Source organism: Neisseria sp. RH3002v2g, assembly GCF_014596425.2.
Classification (GTDB): Bacteria; Pseudomonadota; Gammaproteobacteria; order Burkholderiales; family Neisseriaceae; genus Neisseria.
Genome location: NZ_CP110721.1, coordinates 1,583,969 through 1,607,544, shown reverse-complemented (window position 1 = coordinate 1,607,544; position 23,576 = coordinate 1,583,969). Strand labels below are relative to the sequence as shown.

Here is a 23,576-nt window from a genome sequence, read left to right as displayed (position 1 = left end):
TTACAGCACCATCGCGGCAATCCAGCCGGCAACCATCAGCGGGATATTGTAGTGGATAAAGGTCGGGATAACCGAATCGCGGATGTGGTCGTGCTGACCGTCGGCGTTCAAACCCATGGTCGGGCCGAGCGTTGAGTCGGAAGCAGGGGAGCCGGCATCGCCCAGCGCGCCTGCCGTGCCGACGATGGCCACGGTAGCCATTGGGGAGAAACCCAAGCTGATGCACAAAGGCACATAAATCGCGGTAATAATCGGCAAGGTGGAGAAAGACGAGCCGATGCCCATGGTTACCAGCAGGCCGACAAACAGCATGGTAAAGGCGGCCATGCCTTTATTGCTTCCGAACAAAGCCATGCTGCGTTCGACCAAAGGCTGGATGTCGCCGGTCGCGTTCATAACGGCGGCGAAACCTTGTGCCGCAATCATAATAAAGCCGACCATCGCCATCATTTTGATGCCTTCGCCGAACACATCGCTGGCGGCGGAGCGGTTCATCACGCCCAGCATCATAAACACGGCAAAGCCCAACATCGCGCCCAATACCAACGAGTTTTCATATAAAAGCTGAATGGCAAAACACACGGCAATCGCTACGGCCGCTACCAAGCTGCGATAGGTTGACGGCTCTTGCTGCTGCACCGCTTCACGATTGTCTTCCGTATCGGCGGCGTTGTTTTGATAAATGCGCGGCTTGCGGTAGTGCAAAAAGGCCAGCAGCAAGCCGGACACCATGCCCAAAGCCGGAATCGCCATTGCATGCATCACATTGATGCCGCCGGTGTCCATGCCTGCCGAGCGGATATTGCCCAACATGATGTCGTTCAAGAAGATGGCGCCGAAACCGTAAGGCAGGAACATATAAGTCGTTACCAAGCCAAACGTAATCACGCAGGCCACCAAGCGGCGGTCGAGCTTCAAGCGGTTGAACACCAACAGCAGCGGCGGAATAATCATCGGGATAAACGCAATATGAATCGGCACAACGTTTTGGCTCATCACGCCCATGCACAAAATAATCGCCAGCAACATCCATTTGACCGCGCCTTCACCTTTCGCATTGCCTTCGCCGCCGTTGAGCTTGCGGATAATCACGCCGGCGAGCTGTTGTGGCAGGCCGGAATGCGTGATGGCCATGGCAAACGCGCCGAGCATGGCATAAGACAGCGCGATTTGCGCCCCGCCTTTCAGGCCTTCGTTAAAAACAGGAATAATCCCTTGCTGCACCACATCGCCGGCCGCGTTGGTTACATTCTCCAAAGGCATACCGGCCACCAAGCCGCCGACAAACGCGCCGACAGCCAAGCTGAGCACCACATGCACGCGCGATAAAGACAGCGCCAGCATGATGATGACTGCAATTACAACCGCATTCATATCGTTCTCCGTTGTTCAGACGGCCCGTTATGTAAAAACAGGCAATCGTCTGTTTACATATTACAAATAAACATCATAACCCAAGCAGGAAGCCTTTGCAAAAAACGGCAGGCCGTCTGAAAACCAAATAATCGGCTTTCAGACGGCCTGAAGTGATTTCTTGTTTCATGTCTCAATATGGTATGCGGTTTATCGCCGAGATGAATATATTCAAAAATAGCCAAAAAACGAGAGCTTCCTATTCTTTGCATAGGGTACCAATGTTAAAATCGACACAATGTCTCGGTTTCAGGCTTGTTACTGAAATTAAAGCATTTATTGATAAAACCCAATTCAATCATACACAAACAAAGGAAAGAAGTGATGGATATTCTGACGCGGCTGCACAATCTGCCGCCCTCCCGCTTTCATTACAAACTTCTGGTTTTGGTCGGCATCGGCTGGCTGTTTGATGCCATGGATACAGGCTTGGTGTCGTTTGTATTGCCGGCTTTGGGCAAAGATTGGGCGTTGGCTCCGGCGCAGTTGGGTTGGATTGTCAGCATTGCCTTTGTCGGCATGGCTTTGGGCGCGGTATTCAGCGGCTGGCTGGCGGACAGGTTCGGACGGAAAACCGTTTTTGCCGGCACGATGGTGGTGTACAGCATTGCCACAGGTTTGTGCGCGCTCGCGCCTGATTTGACGGTTTTGCTGGTGTGCCGCTTTTTTGTCGGCGTCGGCTTGGGCGGCCAACTGCCCGTCGCCGTGTCGCTGGTCAGCGAATATGCGCCGCCGAAAGTACGCGGCCGTTTTATTGTGTTGCTGGAAAGCTTTTGGGGCTTAGGCTGGCTCTCGGCCGCGCTGGTGTCTTATTTCTTTATTCCGCAGACCGGCTGGCACAGCGCGTTTTTATTCGGCGCCTTGCCCCTGTTTTATGTGCCGTTGGTGTTGAAGTTTGTTCCCGAATCCGTACCTTACCTGCTTTCCCGCGGCAAAACCAACGAAGCGCACCGTTTGGTATCCGCGCTGGAAATACAATCGGGCATAACGCCGCCGACAGAAGCCGTTGCCGCCCCGGTCGCCCCGCGCGAACGCATCCGCTTCTTCCAACTTTGGCAACATCCGTTTGCACGGCGCACGCTGATGCTGTGGCTGGTTTGGTTCGGCATCGTGTTTTCGTATTACGGCATTTTCACTTGGTTGCCCAAACTGCTGGTCGAGCAGGGCAATACCGTGGTCAAAACCTTTGAATATGTGCTGGTGATGATTGTTGCGCAACTGCCTGGCTATATTGCCGCCGCGGCTTTGGTGGAAAGAATCGGCCGCAAAGCAACGCTGGCAGGCTTCCTGGCCGCTTGCGCCGCGTGCGCATGGTTTTTCGGGCAAAGCACCACTGCGGCCGAAGTCATGGTTTGGGGCAGCCTGATGTCCTTCTTCAACTTGGGCGCATGGGGCGTTTTGTACACCTACACCCCCGAACTCTACCCCTTGCGCTTCCGTGCCTTCGCATCCGGCTGGGCAGGTGCCATCGGCCGCGTTGGCGGCATACTCGCGCCCATGGTAGTGGCGGCGATGGTGGGCAACAGCGGCGGCTTCGGCAATATCTTTATGATGTTTGCGCTGGTTATGCTGCTGATTGTGGCGGTAATCTTGGTATTGGGTGAAGAAACCAAAGGCCGTACGCTGGAAGACATCAGCCAATAAAAGGCAAGGCAAAAAAAGGCCGTCTGAAAAATATTTTCAGACGGCCTTTTTCATTTACGATTGTAATTTTAATACATCAATTTTCTGTTTTTATCTTAATTACCGAGGAAAGCGACGAAGAATAACCGTTTTTGTTTTCGTGTGGATAAAAATATTATACTTCAAAGAATTAAAATGAATAAACGATAAAATGGCCGTCTGAAAAGTTCAATCATGGTTTGTGATGTAGGTCAAAGCAAAATGTAACTAAATTACCTATAGTTATCGTAGTGAAAATTTATTGATCTTATTGCCACCTTTTATTAAGGAGATACACCATGAACGCATCAGCCGACAACGTCGTCAGCCCAGCCGTAGTCGAGGTAAACAGCCTGGTTGACAAGGGTTTACGGGCATTGGACGAGTTTCTTAAGCTCGATCAGGAGCAGATTGACTTTATTGTTGCCAAAGCCTCTATTGCCGCGCTGGACAAACATGGTGTACTCGCCATGCACGCGGTCGAAGAAACGGGACGCGGCGTGTTTGAGGATAAGGCGACGAAAAACCTGTTTGCCTGCGAAAACGTCGTGCGCCGCCTGCGCGATTTGAAAACTGTGGGCGTCATCAGCGAAAACGATGTAACCGGTATTACGGAAATTGCCGATCCGGTCGGCGTGGTTTGCGGTATTGTGCCGACGACCAATCCGACTTCCACCACCATTTTTAAATCCCTGATTGCGCTGAAAACCCGCAATCCGATTATTTTCTCGTTCCACCCGTCCGCCCAGCAGTGTTCCGCCCATGCAGCGCGTATTGTACGCGATGCGGCGATTGCGGCTGGTGCGCCGGAAAACTGCATCCAGTGGATTGAAAAGCCGTCTATGGAAGGCACTTCCGCGCTGATGAAGCATCCGGGCGTGGCAACGATTTTGGCGACCGGCGGCAATGCGATGGTGGAAGCCGCGTATTCTTGTGGCAAACCTGCGCTCGGCGTCGGGGCGGGCAACGTACCTGCTTATGTTGAAAAAACGGCGGACATCAAACAGGTGGCGCACGATATTGTGATGTCGAAATCTTTCGACAACGGCATGGTGTGCGCCAGCGAGCAGGCGGTAATTGCCGATAAAGAGATTTACAAAGAGTTGGCCGAAGAATTCAAATCCTACGGCGTGTACTTTGCCAACAAAAAAGAAAAAGCCATGCTCGAAGAGTTTATCTTCGGCGTAACGGCGAATTGCGCCAGCTGCGGCGGCGCGAAACTCAATTCTGCCGTCGTGGGCAAACCGGCGGCATGGATTGCCGAACAGGCCGGGTTTAAAGTACCTGAAAAAACCAACATCATCATCGCCGAATGCCGCGAAGTCGGCCCCAACGAGCCGCTGACCCGCGAAAAACTTTCGCCTGTTTTGGCCATGATTAAGGCGGATTCGACCGAACAAGGTTTGAAGTTCGCCGAACAAATGGTTGCCTTTGACGGCTTGGGACACTCTGCCGCCATCCATACCGCCGATGAAGAATTGGTCAAAACGTTCGGCTCCCGCGTCAAAGCGCTGCGCGTGATTTGGAATTCGCCTTCCACCTTCGGCGGCATCGGCGACGTGTACAACGCCTTCCTGCCTTCTCTGACCCTCGGTTGCGGCTCTTACGGTAAAAACGCCGTCGGCGGCAACGTCAGCGCAGTCAATCTGTTAAACATCAAAAAAGTAGGCCGTCGGAGAAACAACATGCAATGGTTCAAAGTGCCCGCCAAAATCTATTTTGAACGCGATTCCATCCAATATCTGCAAGACATGAAAGACTGCGAAAAAGTCATGATTGTGACCGACCGTTCGATGGTTGATCTGGGCTTTGTCGATAAAATCACCTACCAGCTCCACCAACGCAAAAACAAAGTGACCATCCAGCTGTTTACCGATGTCGAAGCCGATCCGAGCGTCCAAACTGTCTATAAAGGCACGGATTTGATGCGCAGCTTCCAGCCCGACACCATCATCGCTCTGGGCGGCGGCTCGCCGATGGACGCGGCCAAAGCCATGTGGCTCTTCTACGAGCAGCCGCAAGTCGATTTTGAAGACTTGGTGCAAAAATTCATGGACATCCGCAAACGCGCATTCCGTTTCCCTGAATTGGGCCGCAAAGCCAAATTTATCGGCATTCCTACCACGTCGGGTACAGGCTCCGAAGTCACGCCGTTTACCGTCATCAGCGACGGAGACAAAAAATATCCGATTGCCGACTACTCACTGACACCGACCATTTCGATTGTCGATCCTGCGTTTACCATGACCGTACCGGCAGGCGTAACCGCCGATACCGGTTTGGACGTACTGACCCACGCCGTAGAAGCATACGTTTCCGTACTGGCGAACGACTTTACAGACGGCCTCGCTCTGCAAGCCATTAAGCTCGTGTTCCAATACCTCGAACGCTCCTACAAACATGGTGCGGCCGATCCTGAAGCGCGCGAGCATATGCATAATGCCTCTACCATCGCAGGCATGGCGTTTGCCAATGCGTTCTTGGGTATCAACCACTCGATGGCACACAAAATTGGCGGTAAATATCATGTTCCGCACGGCCGCGCCAACGCCATCCTGCTGCCGCACGTCATCCGCTACAACGGCACGCGTCCGCAGAAAACCGCCACTTGGCCGAAGTACAACTACTACAAAGCCGACCTGAAATATCAGGAAATCGCCCGTACCTTAGGCCTGCCATGCAGCACACCGGCAGAAGGCGTAGAATCCTTCGCCCGCGCCTGCCACGAACTGGCGGTCAACGTCGGCATCAAAATGTCGTTTAAAGAGCAGGGCATCGATGAGAAAACCTTCCTCGATGGCAGAAAAGAGCTGGCCATGATGTCTTTTGAAGACCAATGCACCCCGGCCAACCCACGCCTCGCGATGGTGGCCGATATGGAAGAAATCCTGACCAAAGCCTACTACGGCGAATAAAATAGGGTAGTTAAAAAGGCCGTCTGAAACCTGAATATAGGGTTTCAGACGGCCTGAGACCTTTGCAAAATTCCCCAAAATCCCCTAAATTTCCACCAAGACATTTAGGGGATTTCTCATGAGTACTTTCTTCCAGTAAACTGCCCAAGCCATGATTGCCAAACACATCGACCGCTTCCCACTGTTGAAGGTTTCCCTCATGCCAAAATGGATACATTATTGGCAGAAAAAGGCTTGTTTGATCCCCAAGAATTTAAGTTAAGTGTGATGGCAGCATTTGGCTATCGCAAGTAAGAGCCTCACCCAAAAACGCGAAGTGGTGGAATTTATTAAATAATGTTCCACTTTAAACTATCAACGACAAGAAAGGCTGAGCATACCAACATTGGCGTTTTAAGCCCTAACAATGAATACAGGAAGCACTTTATCGATAATTTTGGCCTAATTTTGGCCTAATTTTTCCAAGATATACTTAGTCCTGTTAAAACAAGCACCAACTGTTTTATATTTTAATTTCACAAAGAACACTACCATGAAAAATATTAAATTTACCTTATTTGCCTTTTTAGTCGGCATATCCGCTTTATGGCTGTTTGCCACGCCATTTCCAGACAAGTGGGGCGTATTTCCCGTACGTAACCTATTATTACAGTTCACCGGCAGCATCAGCATACTGGCCATGAGTGCTTGTATGATTCTTGCAGTACGTCCCAAAATGTTGGAAGGACTATTTGGCGGATTGGATAAAATGTACCGCCTGCATAAATGGTTGGGCATCATTGCCCTTTCAGGCAGTATCCTGCATTGGATCAGTAAGCAATTCCCCAAATGGCTGGTAAAGCTCGGTCTGTTTGACGGCAAAAAGCCACCGCGCCCACCGATGCAGGAAGTCTTGACTTTAAAAGATTGGTTAGTTACCCAGCGCCATTTTGCTGAAGAAGTGGGTGAGATTGCTTTTTACGTTGCAGTCGTCTTATTGGTTATCGCACTGATCAAACTTATTCCCTACCGTTGGTTTGCCAAACTTCACATCTTAATTGTCCCTGTCTATATTGCACTCGTATGGCACACCATCGTATTGGCAAACTTTGCTTACTGGGCTCAGCCACTTGGCTGGTTGCTGGCTACCGCCCTATTCTTCGGTAGTATTTGTTCCCTCCTCGCCCTCTTTAAACGCATTGGTAAACCGCAAACCGCAACAGTAACTGCCATGAACCAAAACGGCTCCCTGCTTTCACTTACCCTGAATGCGCCAAAATGGCAGGGACACCAAGCCGGTCAATTCCTCTTTTTACGTGCACATGGAGAAAGCCACCCATTTACCATCGCTTCAAACTGGAATCCTGAAAATCAACAAATCAATCTTATCATCAAAGACTTGGGCGACTACACCCATCGTCTGTCTCAACGTTTGAACATCGGTGATACCGTTAAAATTGATGGTGCATATGGCCGCTTCAATTTTTCAGATAAAAATGAACAAATTTGGGTGAGTAACGGTATTGGTTTTACGCCTTTCCTTGCAAGGCTCAAAGAATTAGCCAAACAACCATCCAATCAACAAATTGACTGGTTCCATGCCGATAGAAATTTATCTGCAGAAATAATCAACTAATGGAAAGATTTGGCTCAACAAGCGAATGTTACATTCCACTATATTCCTTCTGAAACCCAAAGATTATCAGCTGATCATATTGTACAAAGCGTTCAGAATAGTGAAACCCGCAGTCTATGGCTTTGTGGTAGTCGTAGCTTTACAAACAGTATTGCAGGAAAACTTAAGACACGCTCATTGCATCAAGAGCTGTTTGAATTCCGCTAAATGAACCTGATGAGACCTTTGTTTGGATTTAGGCTGTCGTGGGAAGGGCTTTTTTGCAAAGGTCTCAGCCTTTCTTTATTCGTCTAAACCTTAGTTTTTATCAAAGCTAAGGTCTTCATTTGAATACGATGGTTCAAAAAATATCTTCATAACTTTAATTTAATGGTAAACCTTACAATTCAAGGAAATAACGGTTTTAAAAATAAAAGGCCGTCTGAAAACCTGTTTCCAAGTTTCAGACGGCCTTTATCCGTATGGCTAAACCTTAAAAGCGGTTTAGACGACGATATTCACCAAGCGTCCGGGTACGACGATGATTTTCTTCGCAGGCTTGCCTTCCATGAATTTCACTGCGCCTTCGTTGGCAAGGGCGGCGGCTTCGAGGTCGGCTTTGGATGCGTCGGCGGCAACGGTGATTTTGCCGCGCAGTTTGCCGTTGACTTGAACCATCACTTCGATTTCGGATTTGACCAAGGCTGCTTCATCGACTGTCGGCCAGCCTGCTTCCCACAGTTTTGCGCCGTTCAATTCGCTCCACAGGGTTTCGCAGATGTGCGGCACAATCGGCCACAGTAGGCGTACGGCGGCTTCCAATACTTCTTGGGCGACGGCGCGGCCTTGTTCGCTGCCGGTGTCGGTTTTGTCGTATTGGTTGAGCAGTTCCATCACGGCGGCGATGGCGGTGTTGAACTGCTGGCGGCGGCCGTAGTCGTCGCTGACTTTGGCGATGGTGGAATGCAGTTTGTGGCGCAGGTCTTTGAGTTCTTTAGACAAACCGTCTTGGCTGCCTGCAAACGCTTTGACTGCTTCGCCTTGCTTCAAGTATTCGTAAACGGTGCGCCACAGACGACGCAGGAAGCGGTGTGCGCCTTCGACGCCGCTGTCGCTCCATTCGAGGGACTGTTCGGGCGGTGCGGCAAACATCATGAACAAGCGGGCGGTGTCCGCGCCGTAGGCATTAATCAGCTCTTGCGGATCGACGCCGTTGTTTTTGGACTTGGACATTTTTTCCGTACCGCTGATGACGACAGGCAGGCCGTCTGCTTTCAGAACGGCGGAAACAGGGCGGCCTTTGTCGTCAAAGGTTAGCTCGACATCGGCAGGGTTGATCCAGTCTTTGCCGCCTTTGTCGTTTTCGCGGTAGTAGGTTTCGCAGACGACCATGCCTTGAGTGAGCAGGCGTTCAAACGGTTCGTCAACATTGACCAAACCTTCGTCGCGCATCAGTTTGGTGAAGAAACGCGCGTACAGGAGGTGCAAAATCGCGTGTTCGATACCGCCGATGTATTGGTCGACCGACCCCCAGTATTTCGCGGCTTCAGCCGATACCATGCCTTCTGCGTACTTGGGCGACATGTAGCGGAAGAAATACCAGCTCGATTCCATGAAGGTGTCCATGGTGTCGGTTTCGCGTTTTGCCGCGCCGCCGCAGCATGGGCAGGTGGTTTCGTAAAACTCGGGCATTTTTGCCAAAGGCGAACCCATGCCGTCGGGTACGACGTTTTCGGGCAAAACGACGGGCAGTTGGTCGGCAGGGACGGGTACGTCGCCGCATTTTTCGCAATGGACGATGGGAATCGGGCAGCCCCAGTAGCGTTGGCGCGAAATGCCCCAGTCGCGCAGGCGGTATTGGGTTTTCGGTTCGCCAGCGTCTTGGCTTTGCAGCTTGGCGGCGATGGCGTCGAAGGCCGTCTGAAAATTCATGCCGTCCAAGTCGCCGCTGTTGACCAATACGCCGTTTTCTTTGTCGCCGTACCATTCTTGCCATTGGTTTGCGTCGAATGTGTTGTCGCCGACGGCAATAACTTGTTTTTTCGGCAGATTGTATTTGGTGGCGAACTCGAAATCGCGTTCGTCGTGTGCCGGAACCGCCATCACTGCGCCGTCGCCGTAGCCCCATAATACATAGTTGGCAATCCACACTTCCAGCTTGTCGCCGTTGAGCGGGTTGACGACGTAGCGGCCGGTCGGCACGCCTTTTTTCTCCATCGTCGCCATATCGGCCTCGGCAACCGAACCGGCTTTGCATTCGGCGATAAATGCCTGCAATTCGGGTTTGTCGGCGGCTGAGGCGGTTGCCAGCGGATGCTCGGCGGCAACGGCAACATAAGTCGCGCCCATCAGCGTGTCGGGACGGGTGGTATAAACTTGCAGGAATTTCGCGTAATCGCCTTCCAAGCCTTGTTTGCTGTCGTCTGAAACAGCGAAGCGCACGGTCATACCGCGTGATTTGCCGATCCAGTTGCGCTGCATGGTTTTGACTTGTTCCGGCCAGTGTTCCAGTTTGTCCAAATCGTTGAGCAGCTCTTCGGCGTAATCCGTGATTTTGAAGTAATACATCGGGATTTCGCGTTTTTCGATCAACGCGCCCGAACGCCAGCCGCGCCCGTCGATGACTTGCTCGTTAGCAAGGACGGTTTGGTCGACCGGGTCCCAGTTTACCGTGCCGTTTTTGCGATAGACGATGCCTTTTTCAAACAGTTTGGTAAACAGCCATTGTTCCCAGCGGTAGTATTCGGGTTTGCAGGTGGCGACTTCGCGTTCCCAGTCAATCGCAAAACCCAGGCTTTTGAGCTGGGTTTTCATGTATTCGATGTTGTCGTAGGTCCAAGCGGCGGGGGCGACGTTGTTTTTCATCGCCGCGTTTTCCGCCGGCATGCCGAATGCGTCCCAACCCATAGGCTGCATGACGTTGAAGCCGTTTAAGCGTTTGAAGCGGCTCAATACGTCGCCGATGGTGTAGTTGCGCACATGCCCCATGTGCAGCTTGCCGCTGGGGTAAGGGAACATGGAGAGGCAGTAGTATTTGGGTTTGGAAGCGTCTTCGGAGACGTTGAAAATACGCTCGTCGTCCCATTTTTTCTGCGCCGCAGGCTCGATGGCGGCGGGTTGGTAATGTTCTTGCATGGTCATTCTGTTTTTCGCTTGAAAACGTTGGAAAAAATAAAGATGGGATTATAGCAGGTTGTCGGGCTTGTCGGTTTGACAAAGGCCGTCTGAATGTTTGGATGTCGGAAAAGCACAATTTCAGACGGCCTTGAAAATACTGACTTGAGTTTTTGATACTCGCCCACATATCCCACCCAGTTTGAATTCATTCTTAACACTATCAAAATTATGAGCAATAAAGATTTTTACGAAACACTTGGTGTTGCCCGCAGCGCTAGCGACGATGAAATCAAAAAAGCCTACCGCAAGCTGGCAATGAAATACCATCCCGACCGCAACCCTGACAACAAAGAAGCGGAAGAAAAATTTAAAGAAGTCCAAAAAGCTTACGATACCTTGTCAGACAAGGAAAAACGCGCCATGTACGACCAATACGGCCATGCCGCGTTTGAGCAGGGCATGGGTGGCGGCGCGGGCGGATTCGGCGGTTTTGGCGGGTTCGGCGGCGCGCAAGGCTTCGATTTTTCCGATATTTTCAGCCAAATGTTCGGCGGCGGTGCCGGCGGCCGCCAGCCGGATTACAGCGGCGCGGACTTGCAGGTCGGTATAGAGATTTCTCTTGAAGAAGCCGCCAAAGGCGTGAAAAAACGCATCAATATTCCGACTTACGAAGAATGTGATGTCTGCCACGGCTCAGGTGCCAAACCGGGCACATCCGCATCGACTTGTTCGACCTGTCACGGCTCAGGTACGGTACACGTCCGCCAAGCCATTTTCCAAATGCAGCAGACTTGTCCGACTTGTCACGGTACAGGCAAAGAAATCAAAGATCCTTGCGTTAAATGCCGTGGCGAAGGCCGCACCAAAACCAGTAAAACAGTTGAAGTCAACATTCCGGCAGGCATCGACGACGGTCAACGCATCCGCTTGAGCGGCGAGGGCGAGCCGGGTCAACACGGTGCGCCGGCAGGCGATTTGTACGTCAATGTCCGCGTGAGACAGCACAAAATCTTCGAGCGCAACGGCTTGGACCTGCATTGCGAACTGCCGATCAGCTTTGCCATTGCCGCATTGGGCGGCGAAGTCGAAGTGCCGACTTTGGACGGTAAAGTCAAACTGCACATCCCGAAAGAAACGCAAACCGGCCGCCGTATGCGCGTGAAAGGCAAAGGCATTAAGTCTCTGCGCTCCAGCTCGACCGGCGATTTGTACTGCCACATTTTGGTTGAAACACCGGTTAACCTGACCGACCGTCAGAAAGAGTTGCTGGAAGAATTTGAAAAAATCTCCTCCGGCCTCAATCTCAGCCAAACCCCGCGCAAAAAATCGTTTTGGGAAAAAGTAGGCGAAAAAGTAGGCGATTTGTTCTCCGATAATTAATCGTTGTGAAAAAGGCCGTCTGAAACCTGATTGAATGAGGTTTCAGACGGCCTTTTGTTTTTCTTTTTGTTGCTTCAGGCTATGGTTTGCCTTACAATGCGCGCTTCACTCTTACGGGAGTAGCCATTCGGCGCAATGCCGAAACCGTTGTCAACATAATCGGCTTGTGCGGCCGTGGCAGCGGTATCTTCTCTGCTTTATCGGAAGACAGGCAAGACGTAAGCGTTGTCCATACCCTTGCGGGCGGTATGCACAGCGCTTTTTGTTTGCCCGCTTTTCGGTTGAGTATCTTAAATCATGGAAGCTTTTTTCTCCTCGACGCTGGGCGTTGCCATTGCCGAAATCGGCGATAAGACGCAATTGCTCGCGCTCTTTTTGGCAGCACGTTTTGCCCACAAAAACGCGATTGTTGCCGGTATCTTTATTGCAACCCTGTTGAACCATCTTGTTTCAGCCGCACTCGGGGTCTGGCTGGTATCCGCTATTTCGCCCGAAGTCATGAAATGGGTGGTCGGCGGCAGTTTTATTGCGGTTGGATTGTGGCTGCTGTTGCCGGACAAAGACGAAGATCCTGACGGCAAGTGGCTGAAATACGGCGCATTTACGGCGACGGTCGTCCTGTTTTTCTTGGCTGAAATCGGCGATAAAACGCAGATTGCAACAGTTCTTTTGGCAGCAAAATACCAATCTATCCTGCTGGTCGTGTTCGGCAGTATTGCCGGTTTGATGATTGCTTCTGTGCCTGCCGTGTATTTGGGCGAAATGCTGATGCGCAAGATTCCGGCCAAAGCAGTGCGCATTGTTGCGTGTATCTTGTTCTGCCTGCTGGGTATTTTGACCCTGCTTGGCGACGGTATTGTGTTGAAGGCCGTCTGAAATGTGGGACATTGTTTTTGAACACGAAGACTTTGTGGTCATCAATAAGCCTTGCGGCGTATCGGTGCACAGCGAATCGGAAGGGGATGTTTGCCTGACCGCTTCGCTGGCGCAGCAACTCGGCGTTGAACGCGTGTGGTTGGTTCACCGTTTGGACAAGGCCACCAGCGGCCTGTTGCTGTTTGCGCTCAACCGCGATAGCGCGGCCGCTTTGTCGGCGCAGTTTGTCGAGAAAACCATGCGTAAAACTTATTTGGCACTCGGTACGCACAAGCCGGCGAAAAAGCAGGGCTGGGTGAAAGGCGGTATGGCGCGTTCACGGCGTGGTACATGGAAGCTGACGCGTGATGAGGATAATTTTGCCGTTACCCGTTTCAGCAGCCAAAGCCTGCAGCCCGGTTTGCGCCTGTTTGTGTTGCAACCGTTTACCGGTAAAACCCATCAGCTGCGCGTGGCCATGAAAAGCATAGGCAGTCCGATTTTGGGCGATACGCTGTATGGCGGCGATGAGGCGGGACATCTGTTTCTGCACGCTTGGCGTTTGGTTTTCGACTATCGCGGCGAGCATTTCGATATTCGGGTTGCGCCTGATAAAACATGGCCGTCTGAAATCGATTTGTCGGCGTGTTTGGATTCGGATGAATCCGAAGAGAAGAAGTGAGATTTTTTATATATTGAAAAAGCCGTCTGAAATTGTTCAGACGGCCTTTTGATTGTTTCAAGTTTACATTTCCAATTCGCTCAAACCCGGTAAGTCGGCAAAACAGCGGTCGTGCGTAATTTGGCAGAAGTTGTCCAGATAGCCTTTGTTGGCGTCTTCCGTACGAATGGCGGCATAAAGTTTGCTTTGCAGGCCGTCTGAAGTGATTTTGCGGTGGACGACGTAGCCTTTTTCCAGATACGGCATAACCGTCCAATAGGGCAGGGCGGCGATGCCGCGTTTGCTGGCAACCAGTTGAATAATGGCGATGGTCAACTCGCTGTGGCGGCGCGGCGGATTAATGCCTTTGGGCAACAGCACTTTTTTGGGCAAATCCAGCATTTCGTCGGGGACGGGATAAGTAATCAGGGTTTCGTCGATAAAATCTTCCGCTTCCCAAACGTCTTTGTCGGCAAGCGGGTGGTCTTCTGCGCAGATACCGACCATTTCATAGGCAAACAGAGGGCGGTAGCTGATGCCGTTGAGCGGCTCGGCTTCGGAAACGATGGCAAGATCGGCGCGGTGTTGCAGCAGCAGCCCGACCGGATCGGCTTGGAAACCGGAAACGATGTCCAATTCAACTTGCGGCCATAAGGGGCGGAACTCACCCATGGCAGGCATCAGCCAGTCGAAGCAGGTGTGGCATTCGACAGCAAGCCTGAGTTCGCCCGCTTCGCCTTCGATAATCCTCACTAGATCGCGCTCGGCAGCGGCAACCTGCGGCAACAGTTCGCGCGCCAGTTGCAATAGGCGCATACCGGCCGGAGTGAAGCGCAAAGGTGTGGATTTACGTTCAAACAACGGCGTTTCGTAATAATTTTCCAAGGCGCGGATTTGGTGCGACAGGGCGGATTGGGTCAGGAAAACCCGTTTGGCGGCAAGGGAAACGCTGCCGGTTTCTTCTAAAGCCAGCAAGGTTTTGAGATGACGCAATTCGATAATAGAGTCCATGTGTTTTCAGACGGCCTGTGGGTAAGGTGGTGTATATTAAAATAATTCATGATGATGTGCAAATGATTAATGTTGGGAATGATTGCTGAAATCGGAATGTAAGAATTTGAGGCATAAACAGATTTTGCGGTTAGAATGCGAAGCTGTTTTTGAAGATAGATATAAGGAGCGGAATATGGCTTTACGCCGCGAAATTCTGGCTTGGTGTGATGAGACTTTGCAGATCGGGCTGTTTAAGGACTATGCGCCCAATGGTTTGCAGGTCGAAGGCAAAGAAGAAATTGCCAAAATCGCCACTTCGGTTACCGCCAGCAAAGCTGCAATTGATTTTGCCGTAGAGCAGGGGGCGGATCTGCTTTTGGTTCACCACGGCATGTTTTGGAAAAGCGAGCCTGTCACGATTACCGGTTGGAAAAAAGCACGCATTGAAACCTTGCTGCAACACCAAATCAATATGGCGGGCTACCACCTGCCGCTGGACGCGCACCCGCAATTAGGCAATAACGCACAGTTGGCCGAGAAACTCGATTGGGTGCTCGAAAAACAATTCGGCGAGCAAAACCTGTTGAATACAGGCCGTCTGAAAACCACGCAAACGCTGGCGCAGTTGTCTGAACGCATTGAGGCGGTATTCGGCCGCAAGCCGACCGTTATCGGCGATCTTGAACGCGAAATCAAACGCATTGCCTGGTGTAGCGGCGGTGCGCAGGGATTTTTTCAGACGGCCGTAGACGAAGGTGTCGATGCGTATCTGACCGGTGAAATTTCCGAAGCGCAATATCATCTTGCCAACGAAACGGGTGTGGCATTTATCAGTGCCGGCCATCATGCGACAGAACGTTACGGCGTCCGCGCCTTAGGCGATGCCGTGGCAGAAAAATTCGGTATCGAAGTGGTTCACTTTGATGAAAACAATCCTGCTTGAGTATTGAGCAATATCATAAAACTTTACCTTATTTTAAATAATGCTTTGAGTATTACAACAAACTAGGTAGAATTACGCTGTTTAATGGCTCGGTATTCCCAAAATTTTAGGACGACTGAATAATGGATAATCAAGAAATCAACAACGGTCGCCGCCGTTTTCTGACACTGGCTACTTGCGGTGCAGGCGGTGTGGCGGCTCTAGGCGTAGCTACGCCTTTCGTGGCCAGCTTCTTCCCATCGGAGAAAGCTAAGGCTGCCGGTGCTGCTGTCGAAGTAGATGTCAGCAAAATCGAAGCAGGTCAAATGCTGACTGCCGAATGGCAGGGTAAACCGATTTGGCTGGTCAACCGCACAGATCAACAGCTCAAAGACTTGAAAAGTTTGGATGGTGCAGTTACAGACCCTAATTCCGAAGTGGATCAGCAACCGGAATACGCTAAAAACGAGCACCGTTCGATCAAGCCGAACCTCCTCGTCGCTATCGGTATCTGTACCCACCTGGGTTGCTCTCCGACTTACCGTCCCGACATTGCTCCCGCCGACTTGGGTGCAGACTGGAAAGGCGGTTTCTTCTGCCCTTGCCACGGTTCGAAATTCGACATTGCAGGCCGAGTATACAAAGGTGTTCCTGCACCGACCAACTTGGTTGTACCGCCTTACAAATATCTGAGCGATACGACTGTTTTGGTGGGCGAAGACTAAAAATAAGGAACGATAATTATGGCAAACCAAACCAATAGCAAAGCAAAAGCATTGTTAGGCTGGATGGACGCTCGCTTCCCTCTGTCTAAAATGTGGAATGAGCATTTGGCTCAATACTATGCGCCGAAGAACTTCAACTTCTGGTATTACTTCGGCTCTTTGGCCCTGCTTGTCCTTGTAATTCAAATCGTCAGCGGTATTTTCCTGACCATGAACTACAAACCGGACGGCAACCTTAACGCCTACCATCTACCTGCTGCCTTTACTGCAGTAGAGTACATCATGCGCGACGTGTCCGGCGGCTGGATCATCCGCTACATGCACTCCACTGGCGCATCTTTCTTCTTCATCGTCGTTTATCTGCACATGTTCCGTGGTCTGATTTACGGATCGTACAAAAAACCTCGTGAATTGGTGTGGATTTTCGGTTCCTTGATTTTCTTGGCATTGATGGCAGAAGCCTTTATGGGTTACCTGTTGCCTTGGGGTCAAATGTCCTTCTGGGGTGCGCAGGTAATTATTAACCTGTTCTCCGCCATCCCTGTTATCGGTCCTGATTTGTCCACTTGGATCCGCGGTGACTTCAACGTTTCCGACGTTACTTTGAACCGCTTCTTCGCCCTGCACGTTATCGCAGTACCTCTGGTATTGCTCGGCTTGGTCGTGGCTCACATCATCGCTCTGCACGAAGTGGGTTCTAACAACCCTGATGGCGTTGAAATCAAGAAAAACAAAGACGAAAACGGTATTCCACGCGATGGTATCCCATTCCATCCTTACTACACCGTTAAAGACATCTTGGGCGTCGTTGTATTCCTTATTGTCTTCTGTTCTGTGTTGTTCTTTGCACCTGAAGGCGGTGGCTACTTCTTGGAAGCGCCAAACTTCGATGCAGCAAATGCACTGAAAACACCTCCGCACATTGCGCCGGTATGGTACTTCACTCCGTTCTACGCAATTCTGCGTGCGATTCCTTCGATGGCAGGTACTCAGGTATGGGGTGTAATCGGCATGGGTGCAGCAGTTGTGTTGATTGCCTTGTTGCCTTGGCTGGATAAGTCACCTGTAAAATCTGTTCGTTACCGCAACAACTCTTTCAAAGTAATGTTGGCGTTGTTTGTTGTATCTTTTATCGGCTTGGGAATTTTGGGTGCATTGGTAGCAGATGATACTCGTACAGCTTTTGCTCGTGCATTCAGTGCATTCTATTTCTTGTTCTTCATCGGTATGCCTTTGCATACAAACCCTAAATGGTTGGCTGAAAAAGCTGGAGGTATTAAATATTTAATCAGTCTGTTTGTTTATGTAGCTTTAATTATTTATAACCTGTATTTAGTTGCAGTCTTGCCAAATTACATCGTTAAGGCGTTCGTTCTGGCTTACACTGTTTTCTTTGCAGCTATTCCATTCCTGAATGCGTTTAATATCGAAAAAGATACGCCTGAACGCGTAACCATGAGCACTACTAAACAAAAAATTATGTTCTTTGTTTACATTGGTATTACCGTTGTCGGTGCTTACCTGTTTGCAACCAATATCTGATGAGGGCAGCGAAAATGAAACAAACTCTGAAAAACTGGTTTGCTGCCTTATTGCTGGCAGTGCCTATGAGTGCAGCCGTCGCCAGCGGCGGCGGACACTACGAAAAAGTCGATATCGACCTGCGTGATCAAGTCAGCCTGCAGCACGGTGCGCAAATCTTTACAAACTACTGTTTGTCTTGCCACTCTGCAAGCGGTATGCGCTTCAACCGTCTGAAAGACATCGGTTTGACTGAAGATGAAATCAAGAAAAACCTGATGTTCACAACAGACAACGTTGGTGATGTCATGGTAGCGGCAATGGATCCGAAAGATGCCTCCAAATGGTTGGGTGCGCCTCCGCCGGATTTGACCCTGATTGCCCGTTCTAAAGGTGCAGACTACCTGTACGCTTATATGCGCGGCTTCTATAAAGACCCAACTCGTCCGACCGGTTGGAACAATACTGTTTTGGCTGGTGCAAGTATGCCTCACCCACTGTGGGAGCAACAAGGGGTTCAAGCCGTTGAGTTGGATGCTAAAGGTCAGCCCGTTATGATTAAAGACGAGCATGGCAACCTGACTCCTAAGCTGTATTGGGAATCTACCGGTCTGTACAGCCGTCGCCTGCCTAACGGTAAAGTGATCCAAAAAGAGTACGATACTTATGTACGCGATTTGGTGAACTACTTGGTGTACATGGGTGAGCCTGCTCAGTTGCAACGCCACCGTATCGGCTACATGGTTCTAGCATTCCTGTTTGCGGTAATGCTGCCATTGGCTTACTTCCTGAAAAAAGAATTCTGGAAAGACGTTCACTAATTCTTTTGAATCAAAAAGGCAAACCTGTTTCAGGTTTGCCTTTTTTGTTTGTGAAATCAGTTTATGCGGAAATAATGTAAATTTTAAAATTACTTAATATAAACAATGTGATATGTGAAATTTCTGGATTAAGTGTTTGAAATTATGTATAATTCTGTCTGAATTTTTATAAGGCTTAAGGCCGTCTGAAAAGATTTATCAGGAGTAAAAGATTATGATGACATTGTATTCAGGTATTACTTGTCCATTCAGCCAACGTTGCCGTTTTGTGCTGTACGAAAAAGGCATGGATTTTGAAATCAAAGATGTGGACGTGTTCAATAAACCTGAAGACTTGGCTTTGATGAATCCGTATAACCAAGTACCGGTCTTGGTTGAGCGTGATTTGATTTTGCACGAATCAAACATCATCAACGAATACATTGATGAGCGTTTCCCTCATCCTCAGTTGATGCCGGGTGATCCTGTTATGCGCGGTCGCGGCCGTTTGGTGCTGTACCGCATGGAAAAAGAATTGTTCAGCTTGGTGCAAGTGTTGGAAAACCCTGAATCTACCAATAAAGAACAAGCTAAAGCGCGTGAAGCCATTGGCAATGGTTTGACACTGTTGGCACCGTCTTTTACTAAAAACAAATACATCTTGGGCGATGACTTCTCCATGATTGATGTTGCCTTATCTCCACTGTTGTGGCGTTTGGACTATTACGACATCAAACTGGGTAAATCTGCTGCGCCTTTGCTGAAGTACGCCGAGCGTATTTTCCAACGCGAAGCCTTTATTGAAGCATTGACGCCGGCTGAAAAAGCCATGCGTCGTTAAGGGATGGATCTATGGCAACTTCAACCAAACCGTATTTGTTGCGTGCTTTGTATGAATGGTGTTTGGACAATAACCAAACACCGCATATCGTAGCTTGGGTAAATGAGCATACCCGTGTGCCGATGCAGTATGTACGCGATAATGAAATTGTTTTAAATATTGGTCCTACCGCCAGCCATAACTTGAATATCGACAACGAATGGGTCAATTTCTCTGCACGCTTTTCCGGCGTAGCGCACGAGATTTGGATTCCGGTCGGTCATATTGTCAGTATATTTGGCCGCGAAAGTGGAGAGGGTATGGGTTTTGAGGTAGAACCATATCAGCCTGCTTCTGCCGAGGTTGCGGTAGCTGAAGATAAAAAAGCTAAATCTGCGGAAGAAAAATCGAAAAAAGTATTGAAGCTTGTGAAGTAATTAAAAGATAAAAGGCCGTCTGAAATGTTTCAGACGGCCTTTATTGATTAGGTATTGTATTGATTAGGTATTGTATTGATTGGGTATTGAAGTGGCAAAATTAATGAGCAATCAGTTATTAATCAAGCTAAACAAAAAAGCTCTTGCATTTAACAAGAGCTTTTTTGTTTAGTGGTGGAGGTAAGCGGGATCGAACCGCTGACCTCTTGCATGCCATGCAAGCGCTCTACCAACTGAGCTATACCCCCGAAATTTGGTGGCGAATCAGGGACTCGAACCCCGGACACAAGGATTATGATTCCTCTGCTCTAACCGACTGAGCTAATTCGCCGTTTCGTGAAGTCGCTATTATAGTTTTTTTTGAATATTTGGCAAGCGCTAATTTTGGTTTTTTTTATTTCTTATTGTTTTTAAAAAATAAAAAGTAGGTTGTCAGGCTATAGCTTATGGCAAATATCGCCGTGGCTAAAGCCTGTCCAATCGATATCGATGTCTTTGCCAAAAGCGATCACTTTAAAAAGTTCGCCCATTTCGTGCTGATGTATTAGTTTTTGTACTGCGGCGGCGGCTTGGATATATTCAACCGAATCCGGGCTGCCGATTTGTGTCAGCAGATCAGTGATGCCGAGATTGAGCAGGAAATAAGATTGGGGCAGGTAGCCGATTAAGTCTAAACCTGATTCCGTGCCGGCACGTGCAATATCAGTGAAATTGACGTGTGCAGTCAAATCGGTCAGGCCGATATTGAAAAACGGATCATGGATGGTGTGGTGGCGATAGTGGCCGATAAATGTGCCTTCCTTGCGTTGCGGATGGTAATACTGAGCGGCATCGAAGCCGTAATCAATAAATATCATGCCGCCGCGCTGCAATTTGGCGGACAGGGTTTGGATAAAGGCATATTGTGCCGGATGCAGCTCGCTTGTGTATGAGGGAAGGGGAGGGAAGTACAAGGCAGCTGTTTGCGTAAGTTCGGCTTGGGTCAAGGGTCTTATGGCTTCGATTAACTCGTCATTCTTTAGGCTGACGCCGATTTGTTGAAACCCGTCATCTTGATAAATCAAGCGTTCAACCGGCATGGCATCCAATACTTCGTTGCCGATGATGATGCCGTCAAAGTGTTCAGGCAATGTGGTGAGGTGGATGGCTTTAGCGGCTATTTCAGGGGAGGTATGTTCAAGAATATATTGACGTTGTCTCTCTGCAAGCTCTGCCGATAGCTCGATAATATAGTAATGATTCAGGCCGTCTGAAAGGTTTTGCAAGAGTGTAGCAGCGAGATGACCTGTACCTGCACCAAATTCATAGATATTGCCTGCTGTTTGCGGCAGTAATTCGTCAAGTTGTTTGGCAAGGGTTTGTCCGAATAAGGGAGAAAGGGTAGGGGCAGTAATGAAGTCGCCGTCCGTACCGATTTTATGGCTGCCTCCGCTGTAATAGCCGTATTGAGGTGTGTAAAGGGCAAGCTCCATAAAACGGGAGAAGGGTATCCAGTTTTGATGTTGTTCAATTTCATTTTTTATGAGCTTGGTCAGATGTGCTGAAGAAGCTTGTGCATCAGGGGAAGGAAGGGGGAGTTGAGGCTTCATGACTGTTAGATAATGTAAAAAATTTGAATTTGTTTGTATATTATAGCCCCTTATGAGAGGGGTGGTAATAGGGTATAAAAATACTATATGTAGTATGTTAAAAACAAAAATGATACTATATATAGTGTTTTATGCTATATGAAACTACTTGTATATCAATTTGTCATGCTTTTTTATATATATAACCTATTGAATTTAAAGTGTTTAGTGTTTTATTTCAGATAAGAAACGGATTTGACCTGATTGCCAAAATTTCTTATAGTGTCGGTTAGTGGGGCATAGTGGGTGAAAGTGGTTACTTTTTCCTAAAAAGTGTTCCGTGGAAGTGAAAACGAAAGATTTTAGGAAGGTGGGATTTTTAATCCCACTCTGTTTTATTTTAATCGAATTTGGGGTGTGATGTGTTTGGCGGTGCTCATGAATTGAGTATGGACAGTAAAGGGCGGTTGGCGATTCCTGCCAAATTCCGCGATATTTTGCTGCGCCGTTATACGCCTGCGATTGTGGTCACACTGGATTCCCGAAAAAAATTATTGATGTACCCCGAGCCCGTTTGGGAAGAAAAAGCCGAGCAGATTTTGAAGTTGAAAGTGGCTGGCAATGAATCTTTACAACGGTATCAGAATTTACTGCTGCATAATGCGGAGATTTTGGAGTGGGATAGCGCCGGACGAGTTTTGATTCCGGCCAATCTGCGCAAACGCGTGGATTTTGAAAAAGAAGTTACTTTGGTTGGCCGTGCAAACCGTATGGAGTTGTGGGGCCGCGAACATTGGGAAGAGGAAATGAATCAGGCTTTGGATATCGATCCTGATGAATTGGCTTTCCAATTGAGTCAAACGGATTTGCAATTGTGAGTAAAGTTGAAAATTATCAGCATGTTACTGTCTTGTTGCATGAGGCGGTGGATGCGTTGGCAATCCGTGAAGACGGGATTTATGTGGACGGCACGTTCGGTAGGGGAGGGCATTCCCGGCTGATTTTGTCGCGTTTGGGTGAGCAGGGGCGTTTGGTTGTTTTTGACAAAGACCCCGAGGCGATTGCGGTAGCTAATGAATTGGCAGAGCAAGATAGGCGCGTCAGTGTCGTACACAATGGTTTTGAAACATTTCAGACGGCCTTGGATGAATTGGGTATCGATAAGATTGACGGTGCGCTTTTTGATTTGGGGATTTCGTCGCCGCAAATTGACGATGGCAGCCGCGGATTCAGTTTCCGCTTTGATGCACCGTTGGATATGCGGATGGATCCGACTCGCGGGATGTCTGCGGCAGAATGGATTGCAACCGCATCCGAACAGGATTTACACGAGGTAATTAAGAATTATGGTGAAGAGCGGTTTAGTCGCCAGATTGCGCGCGCCATTGTTGCGCAACGCGAGGAGAGTCCCATCGATACAACCCGCAAGCTGGCGCAGCTTGTGGCGCAAAACGTCCGTACTCGTGAGCGCGGACAAGACCCTGCAACGCGCACCTTCCAAGCAGTTCGCATCTTTATTAACCGCGAGCTCGAAGAGGTAGAGGCAGTTTTGCCGCAAGTTGCAGGCCGTCTGAAAGAGGGTGGGCGCTTGGCTGTCATTGCGTTCCATTCGCTGGAAGACAGAATTGTGAAGCAGTTTATTAAAAAATATTCGCAACATGCGCCATTGCCCCGTTGGGCAGTGGTTAAGGAAGCGGATTTGCCTCAGCCGCCTTTGAAGGCTGTGGGCAAAGCAATCAAACCGGGTTCGGCAGAGACTGAAGCCAATCCGCGTGCGCGCAGTGCAGTTTTGCGTGTGGCGGAGCGAAGCAGCGGCGAATTTTCGGTTGTTGACTAGGGAAGCGTTTCGGCATTGTCGCAAGGGATGTTTCTATTGACAGGCCGTCTGAAAGTTTGAAATGGGTAAGTTGAATATTTTATTACTGGTTTTGGTGACGGTTTCAGCCTTTGCCGTAGTGTTTAAGCAAAACCAGTCGCGCTTGCACTTTATCGAGTTGGATAAGGCGCAAAAGCGGGAAATTCAGTTGGAACAGGATTACGCGCGCTTGAAGCTGGAGCAGGCAAGATTGGCCAACCACAAACTGATTAAAGTGGCGGCCGAAAAGCAACATCTGCTTCCGCCGGGTGCGCATAATACGGCTATGCTGGAACGCAAAAAATAAGAATATCGCCTTGTTTTCAAGGTGTTTACGG

19 protein-coding genes and 2 tRNA genes are annotated in these 23,576 nt (G+C 49.5%); 15 read left to right on the top strand and 6 right to left on the bottom strand.

Annotation, left to right across the window (positions count from 1 at the left end; all coding sequences use genetic code 11):
- Entirely contained in the window at positions 1 to 1,374 is a 1,374-nt protein-coding gene (locus BBP27_RS07540; RefSeq protein ID WP_036493460.1) for a Na+/H+ antiporter family protein, read from the bottom strand.
- A gap of 363 nt (positions 1,375 to 1,737) precedes the next feature.
- Between BBP27_RS07540 and BBP27_RS07535 the strand changes: the two genes are divergently transcribed.
- The 3 genes from BBP27_RS07535 (at position 1,738) to BBP27_RS07525 (ending at position 7,605) form a co-directional block, all read left to right on the top strand.
- Positions 1,738 to 3,057 carry an MFS transporter gene (locus BBP27_RS07535; protein WP_188212089.1) on the top strand — a complete coding sequence of 440 codons (1,320 nt, stop codon included), beginning with the start codon at positions 1,738 to 1,740 and terminating at the stop codon, positions 3,055 to 3,057.
- Positions 3,058 to 3,374: 317 nt separating this feature from the next.
- Positions 3,375 to 5,990 carry a bifunctional acetaldehyde-CoA/alcohol dehydrogenase gene (gene adhE / locus BBP27_RS07530; RefSeq protein ID WP_188212088.1) on the top strand — a complete coding sequence of 872 codons (2,616 nt, stop codon included), beginning with the start codon at positions 3,375 to 3,377 and terminating at the stop codon, positions 5,988 to 5,990.
- Positions 5,991 to 6,522: 532 nt separating this feature from the next.
- On the top strand, positions 6,523 to 7,605 hold the full coding sequence (locus BBP27_RS07525) for a ferredoxin reductase family protein (RefSeq protein ID WP_223168953.1): 1,083 nt from the start codon (positions 6,523 to 6,525) through the stop codon (positions 7,603 to 7,605).
- A 483-nt stretch (positions 7,606 to 8,088) separates the two neighbouring features.
- Here the strand turns inward: BBP27_RS07525 and leuS are convergent, their stop codons facing one another.
- Complete coding sequence (leuS, locus tag BBP27_RS07520; RefSeq protein ID WP_188212087.1) at positions 8,089 to 10,719, bottom strand: leucine--tRNA ligase; 2,631 nt, start codon at positions 10,717 to 10,719, stop codon at positions 8,089 to 8,091.
- 210 nt (positions 10,720 to 10,929) lie between these two features.
- Between leuS and dnaJ the strand changes: the two genes are divergently transcribed.
- From dnaJ to BBP27_RS07505, 3 genes are all read left to right on the top strand, one after another.
- Complete coding sequence (dnaJ, locus tag BBP27_RS07515; RefSeq protein ID WP_049322586.1) at positions 10,930 to 12,081, top strand: molecular chaperone DnaJ; 1,152 nt, start codon at positions 10,930 to 10,932, stop codon at positions 12,079 to 12,081.
- A gap of 297 nt (positions 12,082 to 12,378) precedes the next feature.
- Entirely contained in the window at positions 12,379 to 12,957 is a 579-nt protein-coding gene (locus tag BBP27_RS07510; RefSeq protein WP_188212086.1) for a TMEM165/GDT1 family protein, read from the top strand.
- 1 nt (position 12,958) lies between these two features.
- Positions 12,959 to 13,618, top strand: a complete 660-nt coding sequence (locus BBP27_RS07505) for a TIGR01621 family pseudouridine synthase (protein ID WP_188212085.1) — start codon at positions 12,959 to 12,961, stop codon at positions 13,616 to 13,618.
- 63 nt (positions 13,619 to 13,681) lie between these two features.
- On the opposite strand, the gene BBP27_RS07500 is transcribed toward BBP27_RS07505, so the two are convergent.
- Entirely contained in the window at positions 13,682 to 14,608 is a 927-nt protein-coding gene (locus tag BBP27_RS07500; protein WP_003748251.1) for a LysR family transcriptional regulator, read from the bottom strand.
- A gap of 175 nt (positions 14,609 to 14,783) precedes the next feature.
- Between BBP27_RS07500 and BBP27_RS07495 the strand changes: the two genes are divergently transcribed.
- The 6 genes from BBP27_RS07495 to BBP27_RS07470 all read left to right on the top strand — a co-directional run bounded on the left by BBP27_RS07495 (position 14,784) and on the right by BBP27_RS07470 (position 19,815).
- Positions 14,784 to 15,533, top strand: a complete 750-nt coding sequence (locus BBP27_RS07495) for a Nif3-like dinuclear metal center hexameric protein (RefSeq protein ID WP_188212084.1) — start codon at positions 14,784 to 14,786, stop codon at positions 15,531 to 15,533.
- 122 nt (positions 15,534 to 15,655) lie between these two features.
- Positions 15,656 to 16,237, top strand: a complete 582-nt coding sequence (gene petA, locus BBP27_RS07490; protein WP_003685865.1) for a ubiquinol-cytochrome c reductase iron-sulfur subunit — start codon at positions 15,656 to 15,658, stop codon at positions 16,235 to 16,237.
- Between the two features lie 18 nt (positions 16,238 to 16,255).
- A complete protein-coding gene (locus tag BBP27_RS07485; RefSeq protein WP_502887191.1) occupies positions 16,256 to 17,779 on the top strand; it encodes a cytochrome b in 1,524 nt (507 codons plus the stop codon).
- A gap of 14 nt (positions 17,780 to 17,793) precedes the next feature.
- The gene (locus BBP27_RS07480; RefSeq protein WP_188212083.1) at positions 17,794 to 18,579 is read left to right on the top strand and encodes a cytochrome c1; all 786 of its coding nucleotides are present in this window, start codon (positions 17,794 to 17,796) and stop codon (positions 18,577 to 18,579) included.
- A gap of 214 nt (positions 18,580 to 18,793) precedes the next feature.
- Positions 18,794 to 19,399, top strand: coding sequence for a glutathione S-transferase N-terminal domain-containing protein (locus BBP27_RS07475; RefSeq protein ID WP_039861850.1), 606 nt, complete (start codon positions 18,794 to 18,796; stop codon positions 19,397 to 19,399).
- Positions 19,400 to 19,410: 11 nt separating this feature from the next.
- Positions 19,411 to 19,815, top strand: coding sequence for a ClpXP protease specificity-enhancing factor (locus tag BBP27_RS07470; RefSeq protein WP_188212082.1), 405 nt, complete (start codon positions 19,411 to 19,413; stop codon positions 19,813 to 19,815).
- Positions 19,816 to 19,987: 172 nt separating this feature from the next.
- Here BBP27_RS07470 and BBP27_RS07465 read toward each other — a convergent pair.
- The 3 genes from BBP27_RS07465 to BBP27_RS07455 all read right to left on the bottom strand — a co-directional run bounded on the left by BBP27_RS07465 (position 19,988) and on the right by BBP27_RS07455 (position 21,404).
- A tRNA-Ala gene (locus BBP27_RS07465) sits at positions 19,988 to 20,063 on the bottom strand.
- Between the two features lie 6 nt (positions 20,064 to 20,069).
- Positions 20,070 to 20,146, bottom strand: a tRNA-Met gene (locus tag BBP27_RS07460).
- A gap of 106 nt (positions 20,147 to 20,252) precedes the next feature.
- Positions 20,253 to 21,404 carry a class I SAM-dependent methyltransferase gene (locus BBP27_RS07455; protein ID WP_188212081.1) on the bottom strand — a complete coding sequence of 384 codons (1,152 nt, stop codon included), beginning with the start codon at positions 21,402 to 21,404 and terminating at the stop codon, positions 20,253 to 20,255.
- Positions 21,405 to 21,805: 401 nt separating this feature from the next.
- On the opposite strand from BBP27_RS07455, the gene mraZ reads away from it, so the two are divergent.
- The 3 genes from mraZ to ftsL all read left to right on the top strand — a co-directional run bounded on the left by mraZ (position 21,806) and on the right by ftsL (position 23,545).
- Positions 21,806 to 22,261, top strand: coding sequence for a division/cell wall cluster transcriptional repressor MraZ (mraZ, locus tag BBP27_RS07450; protein ID WP_003748265.1), 456 nt, complete (start codon positions 21,806 to 21,808; stop codon positions 22,259 to 22,261).
- The gene (gene rsmH, locus BBP27_RS07445) at positions 22,258 to 23,220 is read left to right on the top strand and encodes a 16S rRNA (cytosine(1402)-N(4))-methyltransferase RsmH (RefSeq protein ID WP_188212080.1); all 963 of its coding nucleotides are present in this window, start codon (positions 22,258 to 22,260) and stop codon (positions 23,218 to 23,220) included. Before mraZ ends, rsmH begins: the two co-directional genes overlap by 4 nt.
- A gap of 61 nt (positions 23,221 to 23,281) precedes the next feature.
- A complete protein-coding gene (ftsL, locus tag BBP27_RS07440; RefSeq protein WP_003681879.1) occupies positions 23,282 to 23,545 on the top strand; it encodes a cell division protein FtsL in 264 nt (87 codons plus the stop codon).
- Positions 23,546 to 23,576 lie beyond the last annotated feature (31 nt).

Bases quoted from the DNA above. Each gene is read 5' to 3' on its own strand.
- BBP27_RS07540 (WP_036493460.1), bottom strand. From the start codon at position 1,374: ATGAATGCGGTTGTAATTGCAGTCATCATCATGCTGGCGCTGTCTTTA.
- BBP27_RS07535 (WP_188212089.1), top strand. From the start codon at position 1,738: ATGGATATTCTGACGCGGCTGCACAATCTGCCGCCCTCCCGCTTTCAT.
- adhE (WP_188212088.1), top strand. From the start codon at position 3,375: ATGAACGCATCAGCCGACAACGTCGTCAGCCCAGCCGTAGTCGAGGTA.
- BBP27_RS07525 (WP_223168953.1), top strand. From the start codon at position 6,523: ATGAAAAATATTAAATTTACCTTATTTGCCTTTTTAGTCGGCATATCC.
- leuS (WP_188212087.1), bottom strand. From the start codon at position 10,719: ATGCAAGAACATTACCAACCCGCCGCCATCGAGCCTGCGGCGCAGAAA.
- dnaJ (WP_049322586.1), top strand. From the start codon at position 10,930: ATGAGCAATAAAGATTTTTACGAAACACTTGGTGTTGCCCGCAGCGCT.
- BBP27_RS07510 (WP_188212086.1), top strand. From the start codon at position 12,379: ATGGAAGCTTTTTTCTCCTCGACGCTGGGCGTTGCCATTGCCGAAATC.
- BBP27_RS07505 (WP_188212085.1), top strand. From the start codon at position 12,959: ATGTGGGACATTGTTTTTGAACACGAAGACTTTGTGGTCATCAATAAG.
- BBP27_RS07500 (WP_003748251.1), bottom strand. From the start codon at position 14,608: ATGGACTCTATTATCGAATTGCGTCATCTCAAAACCTTGCTGGCTTTA.
- BBP27_RS07495 (WP_188212084.1), top strand. From the start codon at position 14,784: ATGGCTTTACGCCGCGAAATTCTGGCTTGGTGTGATGAGACTTTGCAG.
- petA (WP_003685865.1), top strand. From the start codon at position 15,656: ATGGATAATCAAGAAATCAACAACGGTCGCCGCCGTTTTCTGACACTG.
- BBP27_RS07485 (WP_502887191.1), top strand. From the start codon at position 16,256: ATGGCAAACCAAACCAATAGCAAAGCAAAAGCATTGTTAGGCTGGATG.
- BBP27_RS07480 (WP_188212083.1), top strand. From the start codon at position 17,794: ATGAAACAAACTCTGAAAAACTGGTTTGCTGCCTTATTGCTGGCAGTG.
- BBP27_RS07475 (WP_039861850.1), top strand. From the start codon at position 18,794: ATGATGACATTGTATTCAGGTATTACTTGTCCATTCAGCCAACGTTGC.
- BBP27_RS07470 (WP_188212082.1), top strand. From the start codon at position 19,411: ATGGCAACTTCAACCAAACCGTATTTGTTGCGTGCTTTGTATGAATGG.
- BBP27_RS07455 (WP_188212081.1), bottom strand. From the start codon at position 21,404: ATGAAGCCTCAACTCCCCCTTCCTTCCCCTGATGCACAAGCTTCTTCA.
- ftsL (WP_003681879.1), top strand. From the start codon at position 23,282: ATGGGTAAGTTGAATATTTTATTACTGGTTTTGGTGACGGTTTCAGCC.